Source organism: Actinoplanes sp. NPDC051411, from assembly GCF_040682075.1.
In the GTDB taxonomy this organism is placed as follows: domain Bacteria; phylum Actinomycetota; class Actinomycetes; order Mycobacteriales; family Micromonosporaceae; genus Actinoplanes.
Map to the genome: position 1 here is coordinate 1 of NZ_JBFBAD010000005.1, position 24,087 is coordinate 24,087.

The 24,087-nt window shown below is 71.8% G+C and carries 20 protein-coding genes, 1 pseudogene and 1 riboswitch; of the genes and pseudogenes, 5 read left to right on the forward strand and 16 right to left on the reverse strand.

Annotated elements, in window-relative coordinates; genetic code table 11:
• Positions 1-609: 609 nt before the first annotated feature.
• Together AB0M88_RS03825 and AB0M88_RS03830 are read right to left on the reverse strand one after the other, a co-directional pair.
• Positions 610-1,932, reverse strand: a pseudogene (locus AB0M88_RS03825) (PrsW family intramembrane metalloprotease); the annotation flags it as partial.
• Between the two features lie 361 nt (positions 1,933-2,293).
• Positions 2,294-3,400 carry an FUSC family protein gene (locus AB0M88_RS03830; protein WP_364094920.1) on the reverse strand — a complete coding sequence of 369 codons (1,107 nt, stop codon included), beginning with the start codon at positions 3,398-3,400 and terminating at the stop codon, positions 2,294-2,296.
• A gap of 32 nt (positions 3,401-3,432) precedes the next feature.
• On the opposite strand from AB0M88_RS03830, the gene AB0M88_RS03835 reads away from it, so the two are divergent.
• Positions 3,433-4,086 (forward strand): metal-dependent phosphohydrolase, encoded by a 654-nt coding sequence (locus tag AB0M88_RS03835; RefSeq protein ID WP_364094923.1) that lies wholly within the window; start codon positions 3,433-3,435, stop codon positions 4,084-4,086.
• Here the strand turns inward: AB0M88_RS03835 and AB0M88_RS03840 are convergent.
• The 4 genes from AB0M88_RS03840 to AB0M88_RS03855 form a co-directional block, all read right to left on the reverse strand.
• Positions 4,051-4,314 carry a DUF4031 domain-containing protein gene (locus tag AB0M88_RS03840; protein ID WP_364094925.1) on the reverse strand — a complete coding sequence of 88 codons (264 nt, stop codon included), beginning with the start codon at positions 4,312-4,314 and terminating at the stop codon, positions 4,051-4,053. The genes AB0M88_RS03835 and AB0M88_RS03840 overlap by 36 nt on opposite strands.
• Positions 4,311-6,122, reverse strand: a complete 1,812-nt coding sequence (locus tag AB0M88_RS03845; RefSeq protein ID WP_364094928.1) for a glycerol-3-phosphate dehydrogenase/oxidase — start codon at positions 6,120-6,122, stop codon at positions 4,311-4,313. Before AB0M88_RS03845 ends, AB0M88_RS03840 begins: the two co-directional genes overlap by 4 nt.
• Before the next feature lie 122 nt (positions 6,123-6,244).
• Positions 6,245-7,867 (reverse strand): chaperonin GroEL, encoded by a 1,623-nt coding sequence (gene groL / locus AB0M88_RS03850; RefSeq protein ID WP_364094931.1) that lies wholly within the window; start codon positions 7,865-7,867, stop codon positions 6,245-6,247.
• Positions 7,868-8,166: 299 nt separating this feature from the next.
• Entirely contained in the window at positions 8,167-9,108 is a 942-nt protein-coding gene (locus AB0M88_RS03855; RefSeq protein ID WP_364094934.1) for a hypothetical protein, read from the reverse strand.
• Positions 9,109-9,217: 109 nt separating this feature from the next.
• Between AB0M88_RS03855 and AB0M88_RS03860 the strand changes: the two genes are divergently transcribed.
• Positions 9,218-9,721 (forward strand): GNAT family N-acetyltransferase, encoded by a 504-nt coding sequence (locus tag AB0M88_RS03860; RefSeq protein WP_364094937.1) that lies wholly within the window; start codon positions 9,218-9,220, stop codon positions 9,719-9,721.
• 3 nt (positions 9,722-9,724) lie between these two features.
• Here AB0M88_RS03860 and AB0M88_RS03865 read toward each other — a convergent pair whose 3' ends face one another.
• The 3 genes from AB0M88_RS03865 to AB0M88_RS03875 form a co-directional block, all read right to left on the reverse strand.
• A complete protein-coding gene (locus AB0M88_RS03865) occupies positions 9,725-10,702 on the reverse strand; it encodes a GNAT family N-acetyltransferase (RefSeq protein ID WP_364094939.1) in 978 nt (325 codons plus the stop codon).
• Between the two features lie 252 nt (positions 10,703-10,954).
• On the reverse strand, positions 10,955-12,238 hold the full coding sequence (gene thrC / locus AB0M88_RS03870) for a threonine synthase (RefSeq protein WP_364094940.1): 1,284 nt from the start codon (positions 12,236-12,238) through the stop codon (positions 10,955-10,957).
• 11 nt (positions 12,239-12,249) lie between these two features.
• Positions 12,250-12,370: riboswitch (SAM riboswitch) on the reverse strand.
• Between the two features lie 75 nt (positions 12,371-12,445).
• Positions 12,446-13,381: a GNAT family N-acetyltransferase gene (locus AB0M88_RS03875; RefSeq protein WP_364094942.1), complete on the reverse strand. Its 936-nt coding sequence runs from the start codon at positions 13,379-13,381 to the stop codon at positions 12,446-12,448.
• 50 nt (positions 13,382-13,431) lie between these two features.
• Here AB0M88_RS03875 and AB0M88_RS03880 point away from each other — a divergent pair, with 50 nt between their 5' ends.
• Together AB0M88_RS03880 and AB0M88_RS03885 are read left to right on the forward strand one after the other, a co-directional pair.
• Positions 13,432-13,575 (forward strand): hypothetical protein, encoded by a 144-nt coding sequence (locus tag AB0M88_RS03880; protein ID WP_364094944.1) that lies wholly within the window; start codon positions 13,432-13,434, stop codon positions 13,573-13,575.
• A gap of 214 nt (positions 13,576-13,789) precedes the next feature.
• The gene (locus tag AB0M88_RS03885; protein ID WP_364094947.1) at positions 13,790-14,980 is read left to right on the forward strand and encodes an MFS transporter; all 1,191 of its coding nucleotides are present in this window, start codon (positions 13,790-13,792) and stop codon (positions 14,978-14,980) included.
• Between the two features lie 76 nt (positions 14,981-15,056).
• Here AB0M88_RS03885 and AB0M88_RS03890 read toward each other — a convergent pair whose 3' ends face one another.
• The 5 genes from AB0M88_RS03890 to AB0M88_RS03910 are packed head-to-tail and all read right to left on the reverse strand — an operon-like array spanning position 15,057 to position 20,917.
• Positions 15,057-15,824: an ABC transporter permease gene (locus AB0M88_RS03890; RefSeq protein ID WP_364094950.1), complete on the reverse strand. Its 768-nt coding sequence runs from the start codon at positions 15,822-15,824 to the stop codon at positions 15,057-15,059.
• Between the two features lie 14 nt (positions 15,825-15,838).
• Positions 15,839-16,567, reverse strand: a complete 729-nt coding sequence (locus AB0M88_RS03895; protein ID WP_364094953.1) for an ATP-binding cassette domain-containing protein — start codon at positions 16,565-16,567, stop codon at positions 15,839-15,841.
• Between the two features lie 44 nt (positions 16,568-16,611).
• Entirely contained in the window at positions 16,612-17,487 is an 876-nt protein-coding gene (locus AB0M88_RS03900) for an ABC transporter permease subunit (RefSeq protein ID WP_364094956.1), read from the reverse strand.
• Positions 17,484-20,210: an alpha/beta fold hydrolase gene (locus tag AB0M88_RS03905; RefSeq protein ID WP_364094959.1), complete on the reverse strand. Its 2,727-nt coding sequence runs from the start codon at positions 20,208-20,210 to the stop codon at positions 17,484-17,486. Before AB0M88_RS03905 ends, AB0M88_RS03900 begins: the two co-directional genes overlap by 4 nt.
• A gap of 47 nt (positions 20,211-20,257) precedes the next feature.
• Entirely contained in the window at positions 20,258-20,917 is a 660-nt protein-coding gene (locus AB0M88_RS03910) for a hypothetical protein (RefSeq protein ID WP_364094962.1), read from the reverse strand.
• A 62-nt stretch (positions 20,918-20,979) separates the two neighbouring features.
• On the opposite strand from AB0M88_RS03910, the gene AB0M88_RS03915 reads away from it, so the two are divergent.
• Positions 20,980-23,187, forward strand: a complete 2,208-nt coding sequence (locus tag AB0M88_RS03915) for an AAA family ATPase (RefSeq protein WP_364094964.1) — start codon at positions 20,980-20,982, stop codon at positions 23,185-23,187.
• Position 23,188: 1 nt separating this feature from the next.
• Here AB0M88_RS03915 and AB0M88_RS03920 read toward each other — a convergent pair whose 3' ends face one another.
• Together AB0M88_RS03920 and AB0M88_RS03925 are read right to left on the reverse strand one after the other, a co-directional pair.
• Entirely contained in the window at positions 23,189-23,683 is a 495-nt protein-coding gene (locus AB0M88_RS03920; RefSeq protein ID WP_364094966.1) for a YfbM family protein, read from the reverse strand.
• A 52-nt stretch (positions 23,684-23,735) separates the two neighbouring features.
• Positions 23,736-24,065, reverse strand: coding sequence for a DUF3263 domain-containing protein (locus AB0M88_RS03925; protein ID WP_364094969.1), 330 nt, complete (start codon positions 24,063-24,065; stop codon positions 23,736-23,738).
• Between the last annotated feature and the right edge of the window lie 22 nt (positions 24,066-24,087).

A 24,087-nucleotide genomic window follows, 5' to 3' on the forward strand; every position in this document is an offset into this window, starting at 1 on the left:
GCCGGCGGCAGGCATCGCCGAGGTCGGAGCTCCATAGCCCGGCGCGCCGGCGGCAGGCATGCCGGAGGTCGGAGCTCCATAGCCCGGCGTCCCGTAGCCCGGCGTCCCGTAGCCCGGCGTCCCGTAGCCCGGCGTCCCGTAGCCCGGCGTCCCGTAGCCCGGCGTCCCGTAGCCGGGAGCGGCGCCATAGCCCGGCGTGCCTTGGGCGCCCGGCGTGCCGTAACCAGGCGAGCCCTGACCCGACGCGTCATAACCAGGAGCGCCATAGTTCGGCGGGCCGGAAGCCGGCATGCCATAGCCCGGGGTGCCCGACGGCGGCATCCCGTAAGCCGGGGTGTTCGAAGCGGCCGCCCCGTAGCCCGGAGTCGGCGCGCCATAGTTCGGTGCTCCATAGGAGGGCGTGCCATAGGCCGGCGTGCCCGAAGCCGGAGCTCCGTAGGACGGCGCTCCGTAGGACGGGGCCGGTGCTCCGTAGGAAGGCGCGCTCGGCTGTGGATAGCCGTAGCCCGACCCCGGCGCCCCGTAATTGGGCGTCGGGTAGCCCATCGCCGCCGCGTAGCCCCCGCCCGGTGTGACGCCGTAACCCGCGTAGGCCGCCTGGGCGAACTTGATCGGCACCGGCACCACCGGTTCTTCCGGCGGGCCGACCGTGCGGACCACGCCGTCGGGGAAGGCGATCTGGTAGAGCTCGCCGTTCCAGAAGGCGTGCGGCATCTGCGGGTCGCGGCCGGCGAACGACGAGCGGTAGTCGACGATCGCCGCCAGCAGGCGCTGCTCCTCGGCCTCGGCGCGCTGCAGGGCCACCGGCGTGCGGTGCAGGCCGCGCTGCATGCCGTCGCGCAGCAGGGCCAGCTGGGTGGACGCGAACTGGAAGCCCTTCATCGCCCGCTGCCCGGCCGGGCCCGCGACCCGCTTGGCCCACTGCCGGGCCGAGTAGCGCCGGCCCAGACTGCCCAGGGCGGCCACCTCGGGCGGCGCGAACCAGCCGGTGCGCACGTAGAACGGCAGGATGCGCTCGGCGATCCGGCCTTCCCAGCCGCGCAGGGCGATCGCGAAGCCGACCACGGCGAAGAAGAACGGCACCATGAAGCCGAGGTAGCCGTACAGCATGATGAACGGCTGGCTCAGGCTCACCGACAGCGTGGGCAGCAGGTTGAACGTGCCGTGCAGCATCATCGCGACCAGGATGCCGGCGATCGGGGCGAGCCAGCGCACCCGGCGGTCGCCGGAGCGCGACGAGATGCCGAGGCCGATGCCGGTCATCGAGGTGAACAGGGGGTGCGCGAAGCCGGTGAACAGGATGCGCACGATGAAGATGGCGAAGACGTTCTGCAGGCCGGTGGCCGCGCCGTACTGTTCGGCGCCCGCCGCATAGCCGTGGCCGCCCAGGTAGAGGACGTTTTCCACCATCGCGAAGCCGAGCGCGGAGAGACCGCAGTAGACGATGCCGTCGGTGATGCCGGACCACTCCTCGCGACGCCGCCAGAACAGCAGCAGCGGGCCGCTCGCCTTCATCGACTCCTCGATCAGCGGGGCGATCAGCACCGCGACCAGCGACTCGGAGAGGCCGGCCTTGTCGAACAGCCAGGCCGCGCCGGTGTTGACCAGCAGGGCGACCGAGGTGGCGACGGTGGCGCCCCAGGCGAAGCAGAAGGCCAGCAGGTGCCACGGCTCGGGTTCGTAGCGGTCGAGCCAGAGGAACGCGGCGACCAGCAGCGGAACCGGGATGACCGCCGCGACGATGCCGACGACCAGGGCCACGCCGCCGTAGTTGGCGCCGAGGAACAGCAGCATGCCGACCGCGCCGGCGAGGATCAGGGCGGCCACGCCGCCGATCGGCAGCCAGCGCCGCCAGCCGCTGCGGGCCCGCCCGGTCACCGGGTCACGCCAGGAGTCGGGCGCGCTCGCGGCCGCCTCGCTGGGTGCCGGCATGAAAGGAGACGCCGTCGTGAAGGGGGGCGCCGGCGTGAAGGAGGGCGCCGGCGCGAAAGCGGACTCCGGATAGGCCGAGGACGGGTCGGGAGCGCCGGGACCGGGGGCCGACAGGCCGATCGGAGCGGTCTCACCCACCGGAAACGCCGGCGCGGCAGGCTGGGGGGCAGAAGCGGAGGAGGCCGGAAACGCCGAGGTGGGCGCCTCCGGGGCAGGCGGAGTGGCGCCCTGGTCGGGCACCCCGCCCGGTGAAACGTCGGCCATGCCCGCCAGCGTAGTCACCCGGCGCGCGCGAGGCGGCCCCGAGGACCACCAAGAAGATCAAGACCGGCTGGGAATCAGCTCACGGCCGGAAAGTCGGTCACGGCCGCCGGGTGGCTCGGCGGCGGAGCGTACGCGGGTGAGCGTGCCGCCCGACGGCCTGGCGCACCATCCGTACGGCCTCGGAGCTCTCCACCCCGGTGGCGCGCAGCAGGTCGGAGACCGTGGTCCGCACCTGCGCCACGACGACCCCGCCGGAGAAGCCGACCCCGTCGTCGTACCCCCGCATGGCCTCCACCGCGGCCCGCAGGGCCCGTTCCCGGGCCGCGAGTGGCTCGGCGCCCTTGGCCCATTCCTGTCTGAGCAGCGCGACCGCGTCGCCGAGCAGTCCGATCGCATCCGGCAGGCACGGCGGCACCGTCTCGTCGTCGTCCAGCGCGGTCTTCACCCGCCGGATCATCACCCGCACGTTACGCAGGGCATATGTCATGTGGGGCGCGCCGTCGACGTATTGCGCGAGCGCGCCCCGCGTGTGCCACCGGGCGGGCGCGAACGCCACGTTTTCGCGGGCCGCCGTGACCGCCGACGCGAACCCGGCGAACGCCCCCTCGGCCGTCCGCAACCGGGCCAGCGCCGCGGTGACCCGGTCGCCGTCGCGGACCCGCAGCGCCGCCGAGATCTCGTGCAGCCCGTCGGCCAGGGCCTGGAGGGCCGGGTCGGCGGACCGCCGCACCACCGAGAGCGGGTTGAGCGGCAGCAGCACGGTCATCACGGCCAGGCCGATGCCGCCGCCGACCAGCGCGTCGAAGAAGCGGGTCCACGGCTGGCCGGTAGTCGACGTGAGGGTCGCGACCAGCACGGCCGAGGAGGCGGACTGGGTGACCAGCGGGGGCCCGCCGCCGACCCCGGTGGCGATCAGGACCGCCATGATCACGACGAGGCCGATCTGCCACGGCCCGGTGCCGATGAAGTGGATGATCGTGTCGCCGATGCCGATGCCGAGGGCGACCCCGATGACGAGTTCGGTGGTGCGCCGCACGCGCTGCCCGACCGAGGAGGCCAGGGTGATCACGGCCGAGATGGGCGCGAAGAACGGGGCCGGTCGCCCGATCAGGTCGTGGGCGACGAACCAGGCCAGGGCTGCGCCGACGCCGGCCTGGAGGGCCAGCGTCAGGCCGCCGCGTACGCGGGCGAGGACGTCCCTCATGAATAGAGGACCCTACCGGCGGGCGTGACAGGATGGCGGTCGTGACATCCCTGGTTGACCAGTTCCGTGACGCCGCGCGGCAGGCCGGTGCGACCGCCGGCGACGACGATCTGCGGGCGGCGGGTGGCTACCTGCTCGGGCGGTGGTCGGAGCCGCAGCGCCACTACCACACGGTCGACCACCTGAGCGCCGTCCTGGCGGTGGTCGACGAGCACGCCGCCCTGGCGCCGCACCCGGAGCGGGTGCGGCTGGCGGCGTGGATGCACGACGCGGTCTACGACCCTCGCGCGCTCGGCGACGCCAACGAGCGGGACAGCGCCGAGTTCGCCGCGGGCCTGCTGACCACGCTGGGGGTGCCCGGCGCGGCGGCGGCCGACGTGGCCCGCCTGGTCGGCCTGACCGCCGGGCACGCGACCGGCGACGACGACCCCGACGGCGAACTGCTCTGCGACGCCGACCTGGCCGTGCTGGCCGGCGACGAGCAGCAGTACGCGGCCTACACGGCCGCGATCCGCCGGGAATACGCGCACGTCAGCGACGACGACTTCCGGGCCGGCCGGGCCCAGGTGCTCAAGGCCCTGCTCGAGCTCCCGGCGATCTATCGCCTCGAGCCGCTGCGCGAGGCCTGGGAGCAGCGGGCCCGGACAAATCTAGAACGAGAGGTGCTTGGGCCGCCGCAGCCCTGACGCGCGGAGCCGGAACGCCAGCTCGCGGGAGGGCAGCAGCGTCGCCCCGAGCCAGAGCGCGCTCGCGAACCGCGCGTCGGGGATGTCGTAGTGATCACGGTCGAACGCCCGGCGCGGCGCCCCCAGGATCTCGGCGAAGACGTGCAACTCCTCGTATGACAGGTCGCTGACCAGGTGCGACCAGAGCCGCCCGCGAGCCGGCCAGCGCGGCTCGTCGACGAGGATCAACGGTCTCCGGCCGGTAACTCGGCGACGAGGTCGATGCCGCGGTCGGCGGCGAACCCGCGTACGTCGGGAACCCCGATGCGGGCCGCATCGGCGGTGAGATCGTCGGGCATGGTCTGCGACTGCCGCTCGGCGTCGACCCGGGCCCGATAGTGCTCGATCTCGCGCTCGCGGACCGCTTTGTCCCAGCCCAGGACGTCGCCCATCAGTGTGGCCGCGTGCTCCATCGTCTCGGTGCCGCGGTGCGCGGTCTCGATCGAGATGCGGGTGCGCCGGGTCAGCACGTCGTCGAGGTGCAGCGCGCCCTCGGCCAGCGCCGCGTAGGCCACCTCGGCGGCCAGGTATTCGGGGGCACCGGTGAGCGGGGTGGCCAGCTCGCGATCGGCCGCGATCATGGCCAGCAGGTGGACCGACAAGGTTCCGTACCGCTCCAGAAGGTGCTCGACCACTCCGGCGGTGACGCCGTGCCGCCGGGCCGTGTCCTGCCGATCGCGCCAGGCCGCGGCGTAGCCGTCGGCGCCGAGCAGCGGAAGCTGGTCGGTGTGCGAGGGCCGCCGGGGACCGCCGAGCCGCTGCATGGCCCGGTCGATGACGTCGGCCGCCATCACCCGGTAGGTCGTGTATTTGCCGCCCGCGACCAGGATCAGCCCGAGCATCGGCTCGAAGACCGCGTGCTCGCGGGAGAGCTTCGAGGTCGAGTCGGCCTCGCCGGCCAGCAGCGGGCGCAGGCCGGCATAGACGCCCTCGATGTCGTCGGTCGTCAGCGGCCGGTCGAGCACCGTGTTGACCTGGTCGAGGATGTAGCGGATGTCGCGCGCCGAGGCCGCCGGGTGCGACCGGTCGAGCTGCCAGTCGGTGTCGGTCGTCCCGATGATCCAGTGGCCGCCCCACGGGAGCACGAACAGGACCGACGTGGGGGTCCGCAAGATCAAGCCGGCCTCGCCCGTGATCGCCGAGCGGGGCACCACCAGGTGGACGCCCTTGGAGGCGCGCACCCGCATGCCCGGGCGCACACCGACGTCGCTGAGCATGCGCGACATGTCGTCGCTCCACACGCCGGTCGCCGCGACGACCGTGCGGGCGCGGACCTCGAACTCGGGCTCGTCGGGCGCCTCCAGGTCGCGCACGCGCACGCCGACGACCTCGCGGGCCTCGCGCAGGAAGCCGGTGACCCGGGCGCTGGTGACCACGGCCGCACCGAGGCTGGCCGCGGTGCGGGCCAGGTTGACCACCAGGCGGGCGTCGTCGACCTGGCCGTCGTAGTAGCGGATCGCGCCGGCCACCGCGTCGGCCCGCAGGCTCGGGAACAGATGCCGGGCGCCGGCGCGGCTCAGGTGCTTGTGCAACGGCATCCCCCGGCCGGTGCCGAAGACACCGGCGAACACGTCGTACGCCGCGACGCCCAGCCCGTAGTAACCCCGGTGCCAGACGCGGGCGGCCGGGTTGGCGGGCGGGAGCGGCACCAGGATCGGCACCGGGCGCACCAGGTGCGGGGCGAGCCGGGTCGACAGCAGCCCGCGCTCGGTGAGCGCCTCGTGCACCAGGTGCAACTCGAGCTGCTCCAGGTAGCGCAGGCCGCCGTGGATCAGCTTGCTGGAGCGGCTGGACGTGCCGGCGGCTAGGTCGCGGGCCTCGACGAGGGCCACCTTGAGCCCGCGGGAGGCGGCGTCGAGGGCGGCACCGGCACCGGTGACACCGCCGCCGACCACCAGGACGTCGAACTGCTCGTCGCGAAGCCGCCGCAGATCGGCGACGCGGCGAATCGGGGACAGCCGACCGGCTGAGTAGCGGGAGACCGAGGGATCGCGCACCCGTCCCACGTTAGCGCCCGCGCGTGTCACTCCGGCGGGGGAATGTGGCGCGGTCCACGGCGTACGGAAAAGGGCGGGTCGCCGAAGCGACCCGCCCTTTCCTGTTGCTCAGGGGACTGGACTCAGAAGTCCATGTCTCCGCCGCCCGGGGCACCGGCCGGAGCCGGGTTCTTCTCGGGCTTGTCGGCCACGACGGCCTCGGTGGTGAGGAACAGCGCGGCGATCGACGCGGCGTTCTGCAGCGCCGAGCGGGTGACCTTGGCCGGGTCGATGATGCCCGCGGCCAGCAGGTCGACGTACTCACCGGTCGCGGCGTTCAGGCCCCAACCCGCTTCGAGGTTGCGCACCTTCTCCACCACGACGCCGCCCTCGAGGCCGGCGTTCACGGCGATCTGACGCAGCGGGGCGTCGAGCGCGACCTTGACGATGTTGGCGCCAGTGGCCTCGTCGCCGACCAGGTCGAGCTTGTCGAAGGCCGACTTGCCGGCCTGCACGAGCGCGACGCCACCGCCGGGGACGATGCCCTCCTCGACGGCCGCCTTCGCGTTACGAACGGCGTCCTCGATGCGGTGCTTGCGCTCCTTGAGCTCGACCTCGGTGGCCGCGCCGACCTTGATGACCGCAACGCCGCCGGCCAGCTTGGCCAGGCGCTCCTGCAGCTTCTCACGGTCGTAGTCGGAGTCCGACTTCTCGATCTCGGCCCGGATCTGGTTGACCCGGCCCTGGATCTGCTCGGCGTTGCCGCCGCCGTCGACCACGGTGGTCTCGTCCTTGGTGATGACGACCTTGCGGGCGGTGCCGAGCAGGCTCAGGTCGGCGCCGTCGAGCTTGAGGCCGACCTCTTCGCTGATGACCGCGCCGCCGGTGAGGATGGCGATGTCTTCCAGCATGGCCTTGCGACGGTCACCGAAGCCGGGGGCCTTGACGGCGACCGACTTGAAGGTGCCACGAACCTTGTTGACCACCAGGGTCGCCAGGGCCTCGCCCTCGACGTCCTCGGCGATGATGACCAGCGGCTTGCCGCCCTGCATGACCTTCTCGAGGATCGGGAGCAGGTCCTTCACCGCGGAGATCTTGCTGTTGGCGATCAGGATGTACGGGTCGTCGAAGACGGCCTCCATCCGCTCGGCGTCGGTCATGAAGTACGCCGAGATGTAGCCCTTGTCGAAGCGCATGCCCTCGGTGAGCTCGAGCTCGAGACCGAAGGTGTTGCTCTCCTCGACGGTGATGACGCCTTCCTTGCCGACCTTGTCCATGGCCTCGGCGATGATCTCGCCGACCGTGGAGTCACCGGCGGAGATGGAGGCGGTCGAAGCGATCTGCTCCTTGGTCTCCACGTCCTTGGCGATCTGGGTCAGACCCTCGGAGACGCTGGCGACGGCCGCCTCGATGCCCCGCTTGAGGGCCATCGGGTTGGCGCCGGCGGCAACGTTGCGCAGGCCCTCGCGAACCAGAGCCTGGGCGAGGACGGTCGCCGTCGTCGTGCCGTCACCGGCGACGTCGTCGGTCTTCTTGGCGACCTCCTTGACCAGCTCGGCGCCGATCTTCTCGAAGGTGCCCTCGAGCTCGATCTCCTTGGCGATCGACACACCATCGTTGGTGATGGTGGGAGCGCCCCACTTCTTCTCGAGCACGACGTTGCGGCCCTTGGGGCCGAGCGTCACCTTGACGGCGTCGGCGAGCTGGTTCATACCGCTCTCGAGGCCGCGACGAGCTTCCTCGTCAAATGCGATGATCTTGGCCATACGGCGTTGTCCTCCTGGACATTCGCGGTGCCGGGCCGTCTGGCCCTGCCGCTCGTTGCGAAACTGTGCTGCCAGAATTCTTCGGACGTCACCACCTGGCGATGTGACGTCCCAGGTCGAGCCGGATGGCCCGCGACGACCAGCCCCGCGCCCCGGCGCCGATGGCGGCACCGCGACCGGAACCCCACCGTCCCGACCTGCTTGGCACTCACTGGTCGCGAGTGCCAATGACCTGTTTAGCACTCTCAGGGGTCGAGTGCAAGGAAACAGCGTCTTGCGAGAACCCCGTTTGCCGGGACTCAGAACAGCTCGGGGGCGGCCAGTTCCGCCCGCAGGGAAACGCTCGTGACCGGGCCTTCGGCCCGGCGGGCCGAGGCGTACGTGACCAGGGCCGCGACCGCCCAGAGCACGCCGAACACGACCCCCGCCGTGGTCTGCGCGACCGAGCCCCAGGCCGACTCGGCCAACCGGGGCAGCAGGGTGAACGCCAGCGCGGCCACCACGAGCCCGGCGACGCCGGCGGGCGGGGTCCGGGCCAGCAGGTGCACCGCCCGGCTCGGGCCGCGGCCGTGCTCGATCAGCACCACGCAGCCGACCATGCCGGCGAACGCGAGCACCCCGGTCGACGCGAGCACCAGGATGATCCGCAGGGGGCCGGCCACGCTCGGCGCCATGTCGGGCTGCGAGTCGAGCAGCGGCAGGCCCTGGGCGACCAGCCCGAACAGAGCCAGCCAGAGCCAGAGCGGGCGCAACCGGTAGGCGACCAGCGACCAGACCGTACGCAGGCGGGGCCGGGCGCCGTCGGCCGCCGCCGGGACCGCCACCCCGACCGCCCCGGCCAGCACGATCAGCAGCGGCAGCGCCGACACCGCGAAATAGGCAAGCCACATCAGCGGGAGCAGCAGCAGGCCGAAGCCGCCGACCACGTCGGAGAGGGCGGGCGCGGCGATCAGCGTGTCGTCGACGCTGCCGACGAAGAAGTGCGTGGGCAGGGCCGCCAGCAGCGCGATCAGCACCAGCAGGGCCACGTTGCGCAGGAGCACCCCGGCCACCCGGTCGGCCCAGCCGGCGAGCCCGGCGCCCGGCACGAGACGGTCAGGCGGCAGAAGGGCCGCGGGAACCGCCGCCGAGACGAGACCCGGGTGGGGCAGCTCGGCCGTCCGCGACTCCTCGTCGAGGGGGTCGGCACGCTCGACAACCGGCTCGGCGACCATGTGCAGCGGCGGCTCGGCGGGGTTCATAGCTGACCACCTTGCCTCAGTGGTACGCGAGTTGCCACCCCCGGAGCCTCGGACGGATATGCGGCAACCCGGTTGCCGCTCGCCCCCGCACCAGGGTAGGGAGAAGACCATGAAGAGCTGGACCGTACGCCGGGTGACCGTCGCCGACGCGGCCCGCATGCGCGCTCTCCGGCTGGAAATGCTGGCCGACAGCCCGCTCGCGTTCCTCGAGACGCTGGCCCAGGCGGCGGCCCGCCCCCACGAGGCCTACCGCGCCCGCATCACCCAGTCCGCCCGCGGCCGCCAGGTGGCCCAGTTCATCGCCGACACCGGAGGTCGCCTGATCGGGCACGCCGGCGGCACGGTCATGCCCGACGATCCGGCGACCACGGTCGTGTTCGCGGTCTACCTGACCCCGGCCTACCGCGGCGGCAAGGTGCTGGCCGAGCTGATCGACGCGGTTGCCGCGTGGTCCCGCGAGTGCGGCCGCGACGAGCTGATGCTCGAGGTGGTGACCGGCAACGACCGGGCCGTCCGGGCGTACGAGAAGCTGGGCTTCGAGGAAGTCGGCGAGCCGGTGCCGCACCCGGTCATCCCGGTCCTGACCGAGCTGCGGATGCGTCGCCGGATCTGAGCGTCAGACGTCCAGCCGCCACTGGATGACCGACTCGGCGGGCGCGAAGCCGATCTGCCGGTTGATCGCCAGCATGTGCTCGTTGGACAGCGCGTTGAACGTGTCGATGTAGCGCAGCGCGGGCCACCGGTCGCGGACCAACCTCAGGTTTTCCAGCTTGAGCACCATGCCCAGCCGGTGCCCGCGGTCCTCGGGCAGCACCAGGGTGATCTGCTGCCAGGCTCGCTGCGGCTCGGCGAGCAGGCCGGCGATCGCGGTCCAGCCGACCAGCCGGCCGTTGCGGCGTACGCCGGTGTTGATGGTCTCCCGGCCCCGGCTCACGTTGGACGCCTCGGCCCGCCGGATCTGATCGGCGTCCAGCCGCTCGGGTTCCAGCGGCAGGTCGCCGATCGGGGAGTCGACGTTGAGCCGGTTCGCGACCGTGGCCACGTCGTCGATGATCTCGTCGGGCGGCACGCCCACCCACTGCACCAGCTCGTAACCGGCGGCGTGCTTCCACGCCTCGGCGAGCAGGGCGTCGAGGCGGCCCTGGTCGGCGGCCTGCAGGTCGAGCCGGCAGCGGATCTGCTGCAACGCGACCCGGGCGCCGACCGCCTCGGCGAAGGCGGACCCGTCCGGCCGGCTCTGCACCGACATGCCGACCAGGTGACGCCGGCCGAGCGCCCGCGCCCGCTCCCGGGCCAGGTCGAGCAGGGCCTGGCCGGCCCCGCGCCGGCGCTCCCGGGGCAGCACCCGCAGCTCCACCTCGACCAGCGTGCGGTTGTCGTGCTGCGGGAGGCCGAGCACCAGATAGCCGACCGGGGTGTCGCCGGCCCGGGCGAGATATCGCTCGTAGGTCAGGCCCGGCCACGGGTTGTCGAGAGCGGCCAGAAACGCCTCGCGCGGCAGCGCGGGCAGATCCGGCTGATCGAACTCCTGACAGGAACAAACTATGTCGAAAGCGTCGTCGGGAGAATCCAGTGGCCCCGTGGAAATGCGCATGGCCGTCACCCTGCAACGGGCGACGGCCACAGACAATCAGAAAAACGACTTTGGTCGGCAGGGCGGACGCACGGCGCCTCCGGCACCGGGTCGTTGGACCCCTCGAGAGATTGTCACCAAGCTCGAGAAGTGAGGGGTCTCAGTACGGCGTCACGCCCTCCCGCGTAGAGCATCCTGCCCATCGGCCGATCGGTTCGCAAGTCCTCCCAGGATGGAATCTTGAACCGTTGGCAGACGATCAGTCACTCAGAGTCATCCGAGCAGGCCGGCCTCGCGGGCCCCGCGCAGCGACGGCTTGATGCGGTGGGTGGGCCCGACCAGCTCGGCGACCGCCTCCAGCGTCTTGAGCCCTTCGCCGGTGTTGAAGACGACGGTCTCCTTCGCCGGGTCGAGCTTTCCGCTCTCCACCAGCTTCTTCAGTACGGCCACCGTGGTGCCACCGGCCGTCTCGGCGAACACACCGGTCGTCTCGGCCAGGAGCCGGATGGCGGCCCGGATCTCGTCGTCGTCGGCGTAGTCCATCCAGCCGCCGGTCCGCCTGACCGCCTCGATCGCGTACGCCCCGGCGGCCGGGTCGCCGATGTTGAGCGACTTGGCGATGCCGGTCGGCTTGACCGGGACGATCTCGTCGGTGCCACCCTGCAGCGCCGTCGCGATCGGGTTGCAGCCGGCCGACTGGGCGCCGAACACGGTCCAGCCGTCGGCCGGCGCCTCGACCAGGCCGATCTCGACCAGCTCGGAGAACGCCTTGTCCACCTTGGTGAGCAGTTCGCCCGAGGCCATCGGGATGACGACCTGGGCCGGGATGCGCCAGCCGAGCTGCTCGGCGACCTCGTAGCCCAGGGTCTTGGAGCCCTCGGCGTAGAACGGGCGGACGTTCACGTTGACGAACGCGGTGTCCTCGAACTCGTCGGTCTCGATCAGCTCGCCGCAGAGCCGGTTGACGTCGTCGTACGACCCCTCGATCGCGACCAGCTCACCGCCGTAGACCGCGGTCGTGATGACCTTGCCCAGCTCCAGGTCGTACGGAATGAAGACGATGCTCGGAACGCCCGCCCGCGCCGCGTGCGCGGCCACCGAGTTGGCCAGGTTGCCGGTCGAGGCACACGCATAGCGGGTGAAGCCGAGGCCGCGGGCCGCGGTCAGCGCGACCGAGACGACCCGGTCCTTGAACGAGTGGGTCGGGTTGGCCGAGTCGTCCTTCACCCAGAGGGGGGCGGTGATGCCGAGCCGGGCGGCCAGGCCGGGCGCGCTGACCAACGGGGTCAGGCCGGGGTCGAGGGTGACCCGGGTCGCCGGGTCCTGGCCGGCCGGAAGGAGACCGGCGTACCGCCAGATGTTCTTGGGGCCCGCCTCGATCTGGGCCCGGGTCACCCGCGCGAGGGCCGCCGGGTCGTACGCGACCTCGAGCGGGCCGAAACACTCGTAACAGGCGTGCTGCGCGACCAGTGGATATTGGGCACCGCAGGCGCGACAGACGAGGCCCGTGGCCGGGGAGTCGGTGGTGGTGGAGGGTGCGCTGACCGTAGACGTCATCGAGACGTGTCCTCTCATCTTTCCCCGCGGCGACCTGCCGGGCGGGGACGGAATTAGCACCTGCCGCGCGTCAATGCGCGGTGGTTGCCGGGGCTTCGTCGGGCCGTATCCCTCTGCCCCTCTGGATGAGGTATTCAGTTGTTTCCCACACCTTACGCGGCGGTTCCGGCTCCGCCATGGGTTGATCCCGAGGTGTGAGCCACTCCCTTAATCCGCCAAGATCGTCACGCAGCCGATATTGGTCGTCAGCGCACGGTAACCAAGACGCTCGTTGACCGCCAGCATCGGCCGGTTGGCCTCGTCGTTGGCGGTGTACGCGACGGTCGCGCCGGCGCTGGCCGCCCGCTCCAGAGCGGTCCGTTTGATGAGACCCGCCAGTCCCATTCCGCGGAACTCGGGGACGGTCGCGGTCATGTCCGACCAGAGGCGGGTGCCGTCCCGCAGAAGCAGGGTGAAGGCGAGCACCCGGCCGTCACCGTCGACGGCTAGGGTGCTGGACCGGCGGTCGAGGTCGGCGTTGTCCCAGATCTCGTAGCGCCAGGTCTCGTACGGGGCCGGCGCGGAAGGCTGGTCGCCGGGCTCGTCGGTGGCCGCTTCGCCGTCGGCCCGATAGAGCGCCTGCTCATCGACCTCGGCCAGCGGAATCAGGCGCACGCCGGCCTGCTCGGCGCCGCTCGACCTCTCCGCGCTCGACCTCTCCGCGCTCGACCTCTCCGCGCTGAGGTCGAGCGCGGAGTAGCGGACCTCGCGGACCGGTTCGAAGCCGTGGCGGCGGGCGAACTCCAGCGAATCGGGCCGGCTGATCGTGCTGACCCGGCGCACGCCGACGGAGCGCAGGTGGCCGGTCGCCGCCTGGTAGAGGGCGGTCCCGATCCCCCGCCGCCGGTGGTCCGGGTGCACGTGGAGCAGGGAGATCGCGCCGGCGTCGGGGTTGGCCGCGCGCGGGTTACGGGACGCCGCGACCCAGCCGACTATCCGGTCGCGGTCCAGAGCTACGAAAGCGGCCCAATCCTCGCCGGGAGGTGGCGAGGCGATCGTGCGGTTGGTGGCGGTCACGCCGCGTACGAGATAGGGAAAGACCTTCTCCCGCAGGGTGACCACCGCGGCGGCGTCGGCCGGCACGGCCGGGCGGATTGTCGGCATCGGGCCATCGTGACGGCTGAGTCCGGAGTGGACAACGCAATTCGCCGCCGGTGGCGCGCGGCTGGGCCTGGTGCACCGAACAGGAGGCCGCCGACCGGCTCTCGGAGCTGCTGGCCCGGCGGGTCGCCGCGGCGGTCCGGGCCCGAGCCGAGGGCATCGTGGCCTACCTGGAGAACGGGTTCTTCGTCGCCTGACCGGCGACAGCAACAGGCTACGCAGCATGATGTGGCTGCACGCCCGGCGGGTCAGCGGCACCCCGGAGGGGCGAGCTCGGATTCCGGCCGCTGCTCGAGCACGTGTTGTACGAGGAGCCTGACCTCACCGACTGACGCCATCGAGGGCAGCGGCGACGTGCCGGGAAGGGGAACAGCAGTGATTCAGCCCGCGACTGCGACGAACCCGGGAAGAGTGTGGACGCGCGCATTCGCCACGTACTGGAGCGCGACGTCGGTATCGAACCTCGGCAGCGGTGTGAGCGTGGTCGCCCTGCCGACTTTGGCCGCCTTGCAGTTGCACGCCGGGGCGGCCGAGCTGGGTTACCTGCGCGCGTTGGAGGCCGCGCCGTACCTACTGTTCGCGCTCGTCGTCGGGCACCTGGCCGACCGGTGGCGGCCGCTGCACCTCATGATTGCCGCGGATGTGGTGCGGGCGCTGCTGCTGGGCGGCGTGGTGGCGCTCGCCACGACCGGGCGGCTGAATCTTGCGGTTCTGTATGCGAGCGCGTTCGCGCTCGGCGCGTTCACCGTCACGTACGACATCGCGCAGTTCACGGTCATGCCGTCACTCGTCGCGGAGCGGGCGATGGTGCCGGCCAACTCGGCGGTCGAGCTGGCCCGGGGCGCCGCGTTCACGTTCGGCCCCGGGCTGGGCGGCCTGCTCACCGCGCTGCTGCGGGCCGCGCCATCGCTGATCGCCGATGCCGGCAGCTACGTGTTCAGCGCGGTGGCTCTGTCCACGCTGCGCCGCCCGGTGGCCGTGCGACCTCGCGAGCAAGAGGCCGGGCGGCCCACCGACGGGCTGCGCTTCCTGGCGCGGCACGGCCAGCTGCGCGCGATGACTCAGTACCTGGGCGTCAACAACGTCTGCAACCAGGCGTTCCTCACCGGGCTCATCGCCTATCTGGAGGTGGCCGAGCACAGTTCGGCCATCTCGGTGGGGCTCGCGTTCGGCGCGTACGGCGCGGGATTTCTGGTAGCGGCGGCGCTGGCCACTCCGCTGCGCCAGTGGTGGGGCGCCGCGGTCAACGTGATCGGCTCCTCGCTGCTGTCGGGCGCGGGGATCGCGGTCCTGGCCGTCGGCGCCGCGCTGCGCCTGGGGCCCGTCGCGGTCATGGTCGGCGCGTTTCTGGTGGGTTTCGCCGCGCCGGCCTTCAACGTGCAGTCCGTGGCGCTGCGCCTGTCAGTTACCCCGCCCGAGTTGCTCGGGCGGGTCAACGCGGTAGTCAAGCTTGTGTCGCAGGGCAGCCTGCCGCTCGGCGCGCTCGCCGCGGGCGGCCTGTTCAGCGTGCTGTCGCCGGCCACGGCGTTCGCCGTCGTGGCCACGGCAAGCGTGCTCGCCACCGCCATCCTGATCCTGTCTCCCGTCCGCAGGTTGAGGTGACCGCGCGGCCCGCGGCAGGGTGATGCCGGGCCGCAATTCGCCGCCCGGGCCGGAGGACCGGGCGGCGAAGGCAAGGTCAGCGGGACGGGAGGCGGAGGAAGGCGGCTCGCGACCAGAGGATGCCGACCAGCGAGAGGCCGACCGACCAGGCGACCGCGGCGATCCAGGTGGTGCCGAGCGGGGTGCCGGTGAGCAGGGCCCGGAAGGTGTCGATGATCGGGGTGAAGGGCTGGTATTCGGCGAACCAGCGGATGCCCTTGGACATCGCGTCGGGGGAGACGAAGGCGCTGCTCACGAACGGGCCGAACTGGAAGAGCAGGGAGGCCGAGTTGGCGCCGGCGACGGTCTTGGCGACCAGGCCGAAGGCGGCGCACATCCAGCTCACCGCGAAGATGACCAGCAGGGCGAGGCCGCTGAAGGCCAGCCAGTCGAGGAACGACGCCGACGGGCGGAAGCCGACCAGCAGCGCGACGCCGACGACCAGGACGAGGCTCGCCGCGGTGCGGATCAGGCTGCCCGCGACCTGGCCGGCCAGCACCGCGATGCGCGGGATCGCCATCGTGCGCAGGCGGGCGATCACGCCCTCGCTCATGTCCTCGTTGATGTTGATCGCGGTGGCCGCTCCCCCGCCGCCGATCGCCATCATCAGGATGCCGGGGACGATGTAGTTGACGTAGCCGCCCAGGCCACCGCCGCCTATCGCGGCCCCGAACACGTACGTGAAGAGCAGCAGCATCAGGCACGGGAACGCGATGCCGCTGACCGTCATGAGCGGGAAGCGGAGCATGTGCCGCATGTCGCGGCGGAGCATGGTGGCGGAGTCGAGCACCGCTCTGCGGGCCATAGACACTGCGTAGGTCATCGGATGCCCCCGGTGAGTGCGAAGAAGACGTCGTCGAGGGTCGACGCGGCGCCGACCGAGTTCTTGAGTTCGGTCGCGGTGCCGGTGGCGACCAGCGTGCCGTGGTCGAGCAGTGCGATCTTGTCGGCCAGCTGGTCGGCCTCGTCGAGGTACTGCGTGGTGAGGAAGATCGTCACGCCGTCGACCGCGACCAGCTCGCGGATGATCTCCCACATGGTGCGGCGGCTGCGCGGGTCGAGGCCGGTGGTCGGCTCGTCGAGGAGGATCAGCTTGGGGTCACCGATCAGGGTCATGGCCAGGTCGAGGCGGCGCTTCATGCCGCCGGAGTAGGTGTGTGCCGGTTTGTCGGCCGCATCGATCAGGTCGAACCGCTGCAGGAGCGAGTCGACCCGCTCCGCACCGGCATGTCGGCCGAGGTGCCGCAGGTCGGCGATGAGCCGCAGGTTCTCCCGGCCGGTCAGCAGCTTGTCGACGGCCGAGAACTGGCCGGTCACGCCGATCACGCGGCGGATCGCGGCCGGGGACGAACGCAGATCATGGCCGTCGATCACCACCTGGCCGTCGTCGAAGCCGACGAGGGTCGTGAGGATCTCGACCATGGTGGTCTTGCCGGCGCCGTTGGGGCCGAGCAGCGCGAACACGCTGGCCGCCGGCACGTCGAGGTCGATGCCGTCGAGGACGGTCTGCTTGCCGAAGGATTTGTGGAGCCTGCTCACCGAAATCATACGCATACTCTACATACAAGTATGCGTATGCGCTACGTATAAGTCTACGAGGTCACGTCTTTGCGCGTGAACCGCCAAAACGCTGCAGACCAGAACACGGTGGCGTAAACGACCGCGGTGATCGCGCCTTTGACCAGGTCATCGACCTGCGCCGGGGTGGACAGCAGGCCCAGCCAGGCCTCGCTGTAGTGGGTCGGAAGCACGTCGCGGATGCTGCCGAGCGCCGAGATCTGATCGAGGATCCCGGAGAGAATCCAGAGCAGCACCGCACCCCCGACCGCGCCGAGCGCCGCATCGGTCGATACCGACAGCAGGAAGGCCAGGCCGGCCACGATCAGCATGGTGATCGCGAGATAGGCCATGATCCCGAGCAACCGCACGACACCCTGACCAGGGGGAATCGAAGCCGCCACGGTGCTGCCGAGCGGGTGCCAGCCATACCGCAGCGTGCCCGCCAGCAGCGCGGTCCCGCCCAGGATCAGCAGTGCGACCAGCGAATAGAGCAGCGACACGATCAGCTTGACCCCGAGCAGCCGGGCCCGCGGCACCGGAACCGCCAGCAGATAGCGCAGGCTTCCCCAGCTGGCCTCGCTGGCCACGGTGTCGCCGCTGAACAGCGCCACCACCACGACCAGCAGGAAGCCCGACGAGACGCCCAGGCAGCAGAGCGCGAAGTTGAGCCCGCCCGAGGTGGCCAGGTCGACCAGGCTGCCGAACGCCCCGCCGCCGTTGCTGTCGTCCGAGTTGCCGTTCCCGCCGAACTCGAACGCGGCCAGGATGATCAGCGGAAGTACGAACATGAAGCCCAGCGCGAGTTGCGTACGCCGCCGCGTCGCCTGCCGCCGCGCCTCGGCCAGGATGGACAGTGTCCGGCTCGGCCGGTAACCCACAGCGCCTGTCTCAGCGAGCTCAGTGGTCATCGGTCTCCGCTCCCCTTCGAGTTGTCCCCGACCAGGGCCAGGAAGGCGTCTTCGAGCCGCCGCCGGGGCACCACCCGGTCGACGTCCACCCCGGCCCGCACCAGCGAGGCGACCACCTCGGCGCGCGGGGTGCCGTTCATGTCGACGATCAGGCCGGACGGCCCGTCCGGGCTCACCGAGCGGACCCCGAGACTCGTCAGCACCCGCTCGGCGGCCGGCACGTCGGAGACCTCGATCTGCACCGACGGCGACTCGCCGACGATGTCCTCGACCGGGCCGGACGCGACGATCCGGCCCTTGTGCACCACCACCGCGTGGGTGCAGGTCTGCTCCACCTCGGCCAGCAGGTGACTGGAGACCAGCACCGCCCGGCCGTCGGTGGCATACCGCCGGAGGACGCGGCGCATCTCGGCGATCTGCGGCGGGTCGAGCCCGTCCGTCGGCTCGTCGAGCACCAGCAGATCGGGCAGGCCGAGCATGGCCTGGGCGATCGCCAGCCGCTGGCGCATGCCGTGGCTGTATTTGCGGGTCTTGCGGTGCACCGAGTCACCCAGGCCGGCGATCTCGAGCGCCTCCTCGAAGTGCGCGTCGGCCTCCGGGCGCCCGGTCGCCGTCCAGAACGCCCGCAGGTTCTCATAGCCGCTCAGGTGGGGCAGGAAGCCCGGCCCCTCGACGAGCGCGCCGACCCTCGACAGCACCGGCGAGCCCGGGGCCAGCCGGTGGCCGAAGACCAGCGCGTCGCCGGCGGTCGGCATGGTCAGGCCCATCAGCACCCGCAGCGTGGTCGTCTTGCCGGCGCCGTTCGGGCCGAGCAGGCCGACGACCTGGCCCCGCTCGACGGTGAAGCTGACCTCCTCGACCGCGACGAAGCCGTCCGCGTAGGCCTTGCGCAGGTTGCGGACGACCAGCGGGGTGTCGGCGAACTCGGCCATGGTCGGGTCGTGCCGCCGGCGCAGCCGCTGCCGGCGGATCAACAGCACGACCGCCAGGCCGAGCGCGATCGCGACCAGCAGGCCGGCCAGCACCCAGCGCCAGATGGTCTGCGGATCGGCGATCGGCGTGCCGACGACCGTGGGCAGGGCAATCTCGCTGCCGACCTGGACGGTGTAGGTCGCCGGGGCGGGCGGGGACAGGAACGCTTGATCGCTGGTGGCGACCACCACGCGTACGGTATGTCCGGGATCGATCTGCCGGACGATCGCCGGAAGGGTAACCGTCACCGGGGTCGCGGCGGCGATGTCGGCCGGCAGGCCGACGAGCCGGACCGGCGCCACCAGACCCGCGCTCAGCGTCTCGGCGCCCGACTCGTCGACGTCGTAGAGCTTGACGAAGAGCGTCGCCTCCCCGGTCGGCGAGGCGGCTTTCAGCTGCACAGTGGGCGCACCGACGACGTTGACCGTGCTCGCCAGCGGCGTCGACTCGAAGGTCGCGAACTGGCCGGGAATGTCCGACGCGACGCCGCCGAGAAGGGCGCTCAGACGTCCACCGGTGCCGGGCAGAGAGCTCAGGGCGCCCGGATTGCCGTTCGGCGGGTTGGCGACCGGCTGCGCCGGCCCGGTGAGGGAGACCTGGGTGCGACCGGTTCCGGTCACTCCCGGGTACGCGTGGGCCTCGTAACCGGTCGTGACCAGGCCCCGGTCGACCGCGCTGAACCCGGCCACACGCGAGTAGGTGAAGCTCGTGCCGGGCGTCTTGCCGGAGCCCTTCACGTAGTGGTCGAGCCACTGCAGGGTCAGGAAGCGGGTGCGGTCCTGGTCGTTCTGCGGGCCGAGGCCGCCGTCGTGGCCGCCGGTGAACCAGGCGACCCGCACCGGGGTGCCGGCGGCGGCGATGCCCTTGGCGTTCGCGTCGGCTTCGGAGAGCGGGAAGAGCGTGTCGACCGCGCCCTGAATGAGCAGCGTCGGGGCCTTGATCTGGCCGAGGACGGTGTCCGGGCTCGACTTGTGGAGCAGGTCGAGGGTGGCCTGATCGGGGACGCCGCTGGTGGCGAGTTTGAGGTAGGCCGCGCAGACGTCGGCCGCGAAGCGCCCGCAGGCCGGGGTGCCCTGCTGGGCGGTGCCCGGCTGTCCGGCCGCCGCCCCGTTGCCGAAGAAGAGCCCCGCCCAGCCCTTCTTGAAGACGCCGGTCGCGCTGGTGCCGGCCGACTGGGGCAGGAAGGAGCGGCCGAGGTCGTTCCAGGTGATCTGCGGGACGATCGCGTCGACCCGCTGGTCCTTGCCGGCCAGGAGCAGCGACAACGCGCCGCCGTAGGAGCCGCCGACCGCCGCCACCCGGGGATCGCCGGGGCCGTCCAGCTTGATCTCGGGGCGGGTGGCCAGCCAGTCGACGAGCCGGGAAGCGTCGGTCACCTCGTAGTCGGGGCTGTCGAGGTGGATCTGACCGCCGCTGCGGCCGAAGCCCTCGGCGGTCCAGGTCAAGACCGCGTAGCCGTGGTCGGCGAGGGACTCGGCGTCGCTGCTCACCGAGTCCTTGGTGCCGCCGAAGCCGTGCGCGAGCAGCACCGCCGGCACCCGCCCGCCGTGGTCGCGGGGCAGGTAGTAGCGGGCGTCGAGCGCCACCGGCTGGTTGCCGGCCGGGCCGGTCATGACGTTGATCATCAGATTGCGGGCGGTCCAGCCCGGGCGGTCGGGCCAGGCCGCCCAACCGACCAGGGCGGCGACGAGCACCAGCGTTATCGAACCGGCGATGACGCGTCTCTTCGTCACCCGTGGGCGTTTGACCATGCCGCCAAAGCTAATCGGCGCCTTCTGAGCTTCACCTGTGAAGCCTCTCAGCAGCCCGGCGCGCCGGTCTCCAAGATTGAGGCAGGCCCGGCCTCGACCGCCGTCACCTTGCCTCCGGCCAGGCGAAAGAGGAGGGCGAAAGCACCGGTCGGGACATACCAGGCGCGACCGGCGGTCACGCTTCCCTGGGGGTACGCGGTCTTCACGCTCGCCTCGCTCGAACCGACCTTGATCCCGGCGGTCGTCCGCACGGCCGCGGTCGTGATCTTGACGTGCTGGAGCTTGCCCTTCGTCAGGAACAGCGTCGGGCTGCCCCACTTGGCGACGCCGGTGCCCGAATCGCACCCGGTCGCGCCGGCCTTGACCGCTCCGATGAGCTTCGCCGTGGTGAGCGCCGACTCCTCCTGGCCGATCGTGTAGGGCCCGATGCCGACCGCGTTGATGTCGGTGCCGGTGGGAAGCGTCTGGGGATGGCCCTTGACCGCGCCCGCCGGATCGGTCGGGCTCGTCGAGCCGGTCTTCGTCGTCGCGCCCGTCTGGTCCTGTGTCGCCGGCGGGCCCGGTGTGGTCGTGCTCTCGGCCGGTGCGCTCGCGCTCGACACCGGGGCCTGCGCTTGCGGGGCTGGGCGATCATGCTTGTCGCGGCTGCATCCGGCCGCGACGGCGACCGCGAGCACAGTGGTTATGACAACGACACGGTGCCTCATGCTGCTCCCTCATCGGCGATACCGTGTGACCCTAGGACAAACGTGCATACGGAGGCACCTCGGTGGCTGACGAACTGACGCTGACCGTGACATTGCGGCCGGCCGCCCTCGACGCCCGCCGCGGCATCGTGCGACTGCACCCCGAGGTGATGGCCGCCCTGGCCATCAACCCGGGCGACGCCGTACGCCTCAGCGGCCCGCGCACCACCGCCGGACTCGCCGCCCGCGCCGAGGCCGGCGCCAGTCGTGCCCTTCTGTACGCCGACGACCTCACCCTGGGGAACCTCGGCATGCGCGACGGCGGCCAGGTCACGGTCACGCCGCTCGAGGTGGTCGCGGCCCGCCGGGTCACCCTCACCGGGCCGGCCGAGATCGTCGCCGTGGTGTCGCCCGAGATGCTGCGGCTCGCGCTGCTCGGCAAGGTCGTCAGCACCGGCGACGACGTCTCGCTGATCCCGCAGGACGTGGTGCCCGAGGCGGCCAACCGGTCGCTGGTCGAGGCCGCCCGGCGCTCGCTGGCCAACCGGGTCGGCTACGGCTGGACGAGCGCCCTGCTCTCCGTGCTCTCGATCGAGGACGCCGACGCCGCCCTGGTCACGATGGACACCGTGGTCGGCTGGGAGTCGTCCTACTCGACCACCTCCAGCGCCTCGGTCGCCCCGGTCCGGCCGACCGCGCCCGCCTCGACCGACCCCGACGTGCCGCCGCCCAGCCTCGACGACCTGCCCGGCCTGCGGACCCAGGCCAAGGAGCTGGAGGAACTGCTCGACCTCGGCTTCCACCACGGCGAGGTGCTGGCCCGCATCGGCACCAAGGTCTCCCTCGGCGTGCTGATCTCGGGGCCGTCCGGCTCCGGCAAGTCGGCCCTCGTCCGCGCGGTCGCGGCCCAGGTCGGCGCCCGCGTGTTCCCGGTGTGGTCGCCCGAGCTGGCCGCCCTCACCAACGACTCCGCCGCCACCCGTCTGCGCGGCCTGGCCCGCGACGCCCGCGCCGCCGGCCCCGCGGTCCTGCTCTTCTCCGACGTCGAGGCGCTCGCCCCGCGCGACGAACCGGGCCCGCTGGCCACGGTCTTCCACCAGCTGATCGCGGAGACCGTGCGGGCCGGGGTGGCCGTGGTGTGCACGACCAGCCGCCCCGAGTTGGTGGACCGTTCGCTGCGCTCGCCCGACCTGCTCGCGGTCCAGCTGGCCGTGCCCCTGCCCGACGCGGCCATGCGCCGCGAACAGCTGGTGGTACTCACCCGGGGCATGCCGCTGGCCGAGGACGTACGCCTCGACGACGTCGCCGGGCGTACCCCCGGTTTTGTCGCCGCCGACCTCGGCGCACTGGCCCGGGAAGCCGGCGTCCGCGCCGCCCTGCGGCAGAAGGAATCCGAATCGCCGACCGTGACCATGGCCGATTTCGAGGCCGCGCTCGACGTTGTGCGGCCCACCTCGATGGCCGAGTCCACGCTGGAGGTCGCCGCGGTCACCCTCGACGACGTCGGCGACATGGTCGAGGTCAAACAGGTGCTGACCGAGTCGGTGCTCTGGCCCCTGACCTACCCCGACACGTTCGCCCGGCTCGGTGTCTCCCCGCCCCGCGGCGTGCTGCTCTACGGCCCGCCCGGCTGCGGCAAGACCTACCTGGTCAAGGCCATCGCCGGCACCGGCAAGGCCAACGTGCTGTCGGTCAAGGGCGCCGAGCTGCTGAGCAAGTGGGTCGGCGACAGCGAACGGGCCGTACGCGAACTGTTCCGCCGCGCCCGCGAGGCCGCACCCACCCTGGTCTTCCTCGACGAGGTCGACGCCCTCGCCCCGCCCCGCGGCCAGGGCAACGACGGCGGCACCGCCGACCGCGTCGTGGCCGCCCTCCTGACCGAACTGGACGGCGTCGAAGACCTCCGCAACGTCGTGGTGATCGGCGCCACCAACCGCCCCGACCTGATCGACCCGGCCCTGCTCCGCCCGGGCCGCTTGGAGCGCCTGGTCTACGTCCCGCCGCCGGACGGCGACGCCCGCACGGCGATCCTCCGCGCCGCGGCCAAAGCGGTCCCGCTCGACCCGAAGGTCGACCTGGCCGAGCTGGGGGCGTCGCTGGACGGCTTCTCGGCCGCCGACTGCGCCGCCCTGATCCGCGAGTCGGCCCTGGCCGCGATGCGCGACTCCCTGGAGGCCACCACGGTCACGGCCGACAATGTGGCGTCCGCCCGCGCGCGCATCCGGCCGTCCCTCGAGCCGAGTCAGGTCGCCTGGCTGGCGGCGTACGCCTCCACCCACCAGCCCGGCTGACCTACTGGTCGACGGTGAAGATGACCGAGCGCCCGCCGTCGGCCGCGCGCCGATAGAAGCTCCGCACGTCCTGCAGGTAGGTCCAGGTGTATTCGAAGTCCCCGTCGTCCAGCACCCCGTCGTAGTCGTCGGGGTCGATGGCGTCATAGCGCTCCCGCAGCCACGCCTGGTCAAGGCCGTCCAGCGCCGCGGCCACGGCGGTCACCTGCTTGGCTCGGACGTGGGCGACGACGTATTCCTCGCCCTCGTAGTGGTGGGCACCGCCGAGCAGGGCCCGGGCCAGCGGGTCGCCGCCGGACCGGCCGAGCTCCAGGGTGCCGTCACCGAGGCAGCGGTGCAGGGCATCCCAGGCCTTGTCCACCTCGCACAGCCAGTCCCAGTCCCACGCGGCCTCGAGCGCGTCCACGAACTCGAGAACCTCATCGTCGTCCCGGGTGGCGACCAGCGCCGCATCCTGTGACGAGTCCAGCGCGAACAACACCCCACGGCAACCCACGGCCGAATCATAGAGACGGGCTTGACTGGAGTCGCCCCCGACCGGGCGTTGATCAGCGGCGGCGGGTGCGGGCCCTCGTGGAGCGCAGGCGGCGGAGGCGGCCGACCAGCACCGGGTCGTGTTCCAGTGCGGCCGGGTTGTCGAGAACCCCGTTGAGCAGTTGGTAGTAGCGCGTCGACGAGAGCGCGAACGTGTCGCGGATCGCCTGCTCCTTGGCGCCGGCGTGTTTCCACCAGCGGGCCTCGAACGCGAGGATCTGCTGCTCGCGATCGGACAGCGCCGGACTCTTCACCGGCTCGGCCGGCGCCTCGGCGTCCGGTTCGGCGGCTTTGTCGGGCGGGCGGGGAGTCGGGATGTGCTGCTGGTCCTCGGCGGGTTGCATGGCACTCCCAGGAAGCACAGAT

Coding starts and splice junctions, on each gene's coding strand:
- AB0M88_RS03865 (WP_364094939.1), bottom strand. CDS start 10,702: ATGCGCATTTCCACGGGGCCACTGGATTCTCCCGACGACGCTTTCGAC.
- AB0M88_RS03905 (WP_364094959.1), bottom strand. CDS start 20,210: ATGGTCAAACGCCCACGGGTGACGAAGAGACGCGTCATCGCCGGTTCG.
- AB0M88_RS03860 (WP_364094937.1), top strand. CDS start 9,218: ATGAAGAGCTGGACCGTACGCCGGGTGACCGTCGCCGACGCGGCCCGC.
- AB0M88_RS03875 (WP_364094942.1), bottom strand. CDS start 13,381: ATGCCGACAATCCGCCCGGCCGTGCCGGCCGACGCCGCCGCGGTGGTC.
- groL (WP_364094931.1), bottom strand. CDS start 7,867: ATGGCCAAGATCATCGCATTTGACGAGGAAGCTCGTCGCGGCCTCGAG.
- thrC (WP_364094940.1), bottom strand. CDS start 12,238: ATGACGTCTACGGTCAGCGCACCCTCCACCACCACCGACTCCCCGGCC.
- AB0M88_RS03835 (WP_364094923.1), top strand. CDS start 3,433: ATGGCGGTCGTGACATCCCTGGTTGACCAGTTCCGTGACGCCGCGCGG.
- AB0M88_RS03855 (WP_364094934.1), bottom strand. CDS start 9,108: ATGAACCCCGCCGAGCCGCCGCTGCACATGGTCGCCGAGCCGGTTGTC.
- AB0M88_RS03895 (WP_364094953.1), bottom strand. CDS start 16,567: ATGATTTCGGTGAGCAGGCTCCACAAATCCTTCGGCAAGCAGACCGTC.
- AB0M88_RS03890 (WP_364094950.1), bottom strand. CDS start 15,824: ATGGCCCGCAGAGCGGTGCTCGACTCCGCCACCATGCTCCGCCGCGAC.
- AB0M88_RS03925 (WP_364094969.1), bottom strand. CDS start 24,065: ATGCAACCCGCCGAGGACCAGCAGCACATCCCGACTCCCCGCCCGCCC.
- AB0M88_RS03900 (WP_364094956.1), bottom strand. CDS start 17,487: ATGACCACTGAGCTCGCTGAGACAGGCGCTGTGGGTTACCGGCCGAGC.
- AB0M88_RS03830 (WP_364094920.1), bottom strand. CDS start 3,400: ATGAGGGACGTCCTCGCCCGCGTACGCGGCGGCCTGACGCTGGCCCTC.
- AB0M88_RS03910 (WP_364094962.1), bottom strand. CDS start 20,917: ATGAGGCACCGTGTCGTTGTCATAACCACTGTGCTCGCGGTCGCCGTC.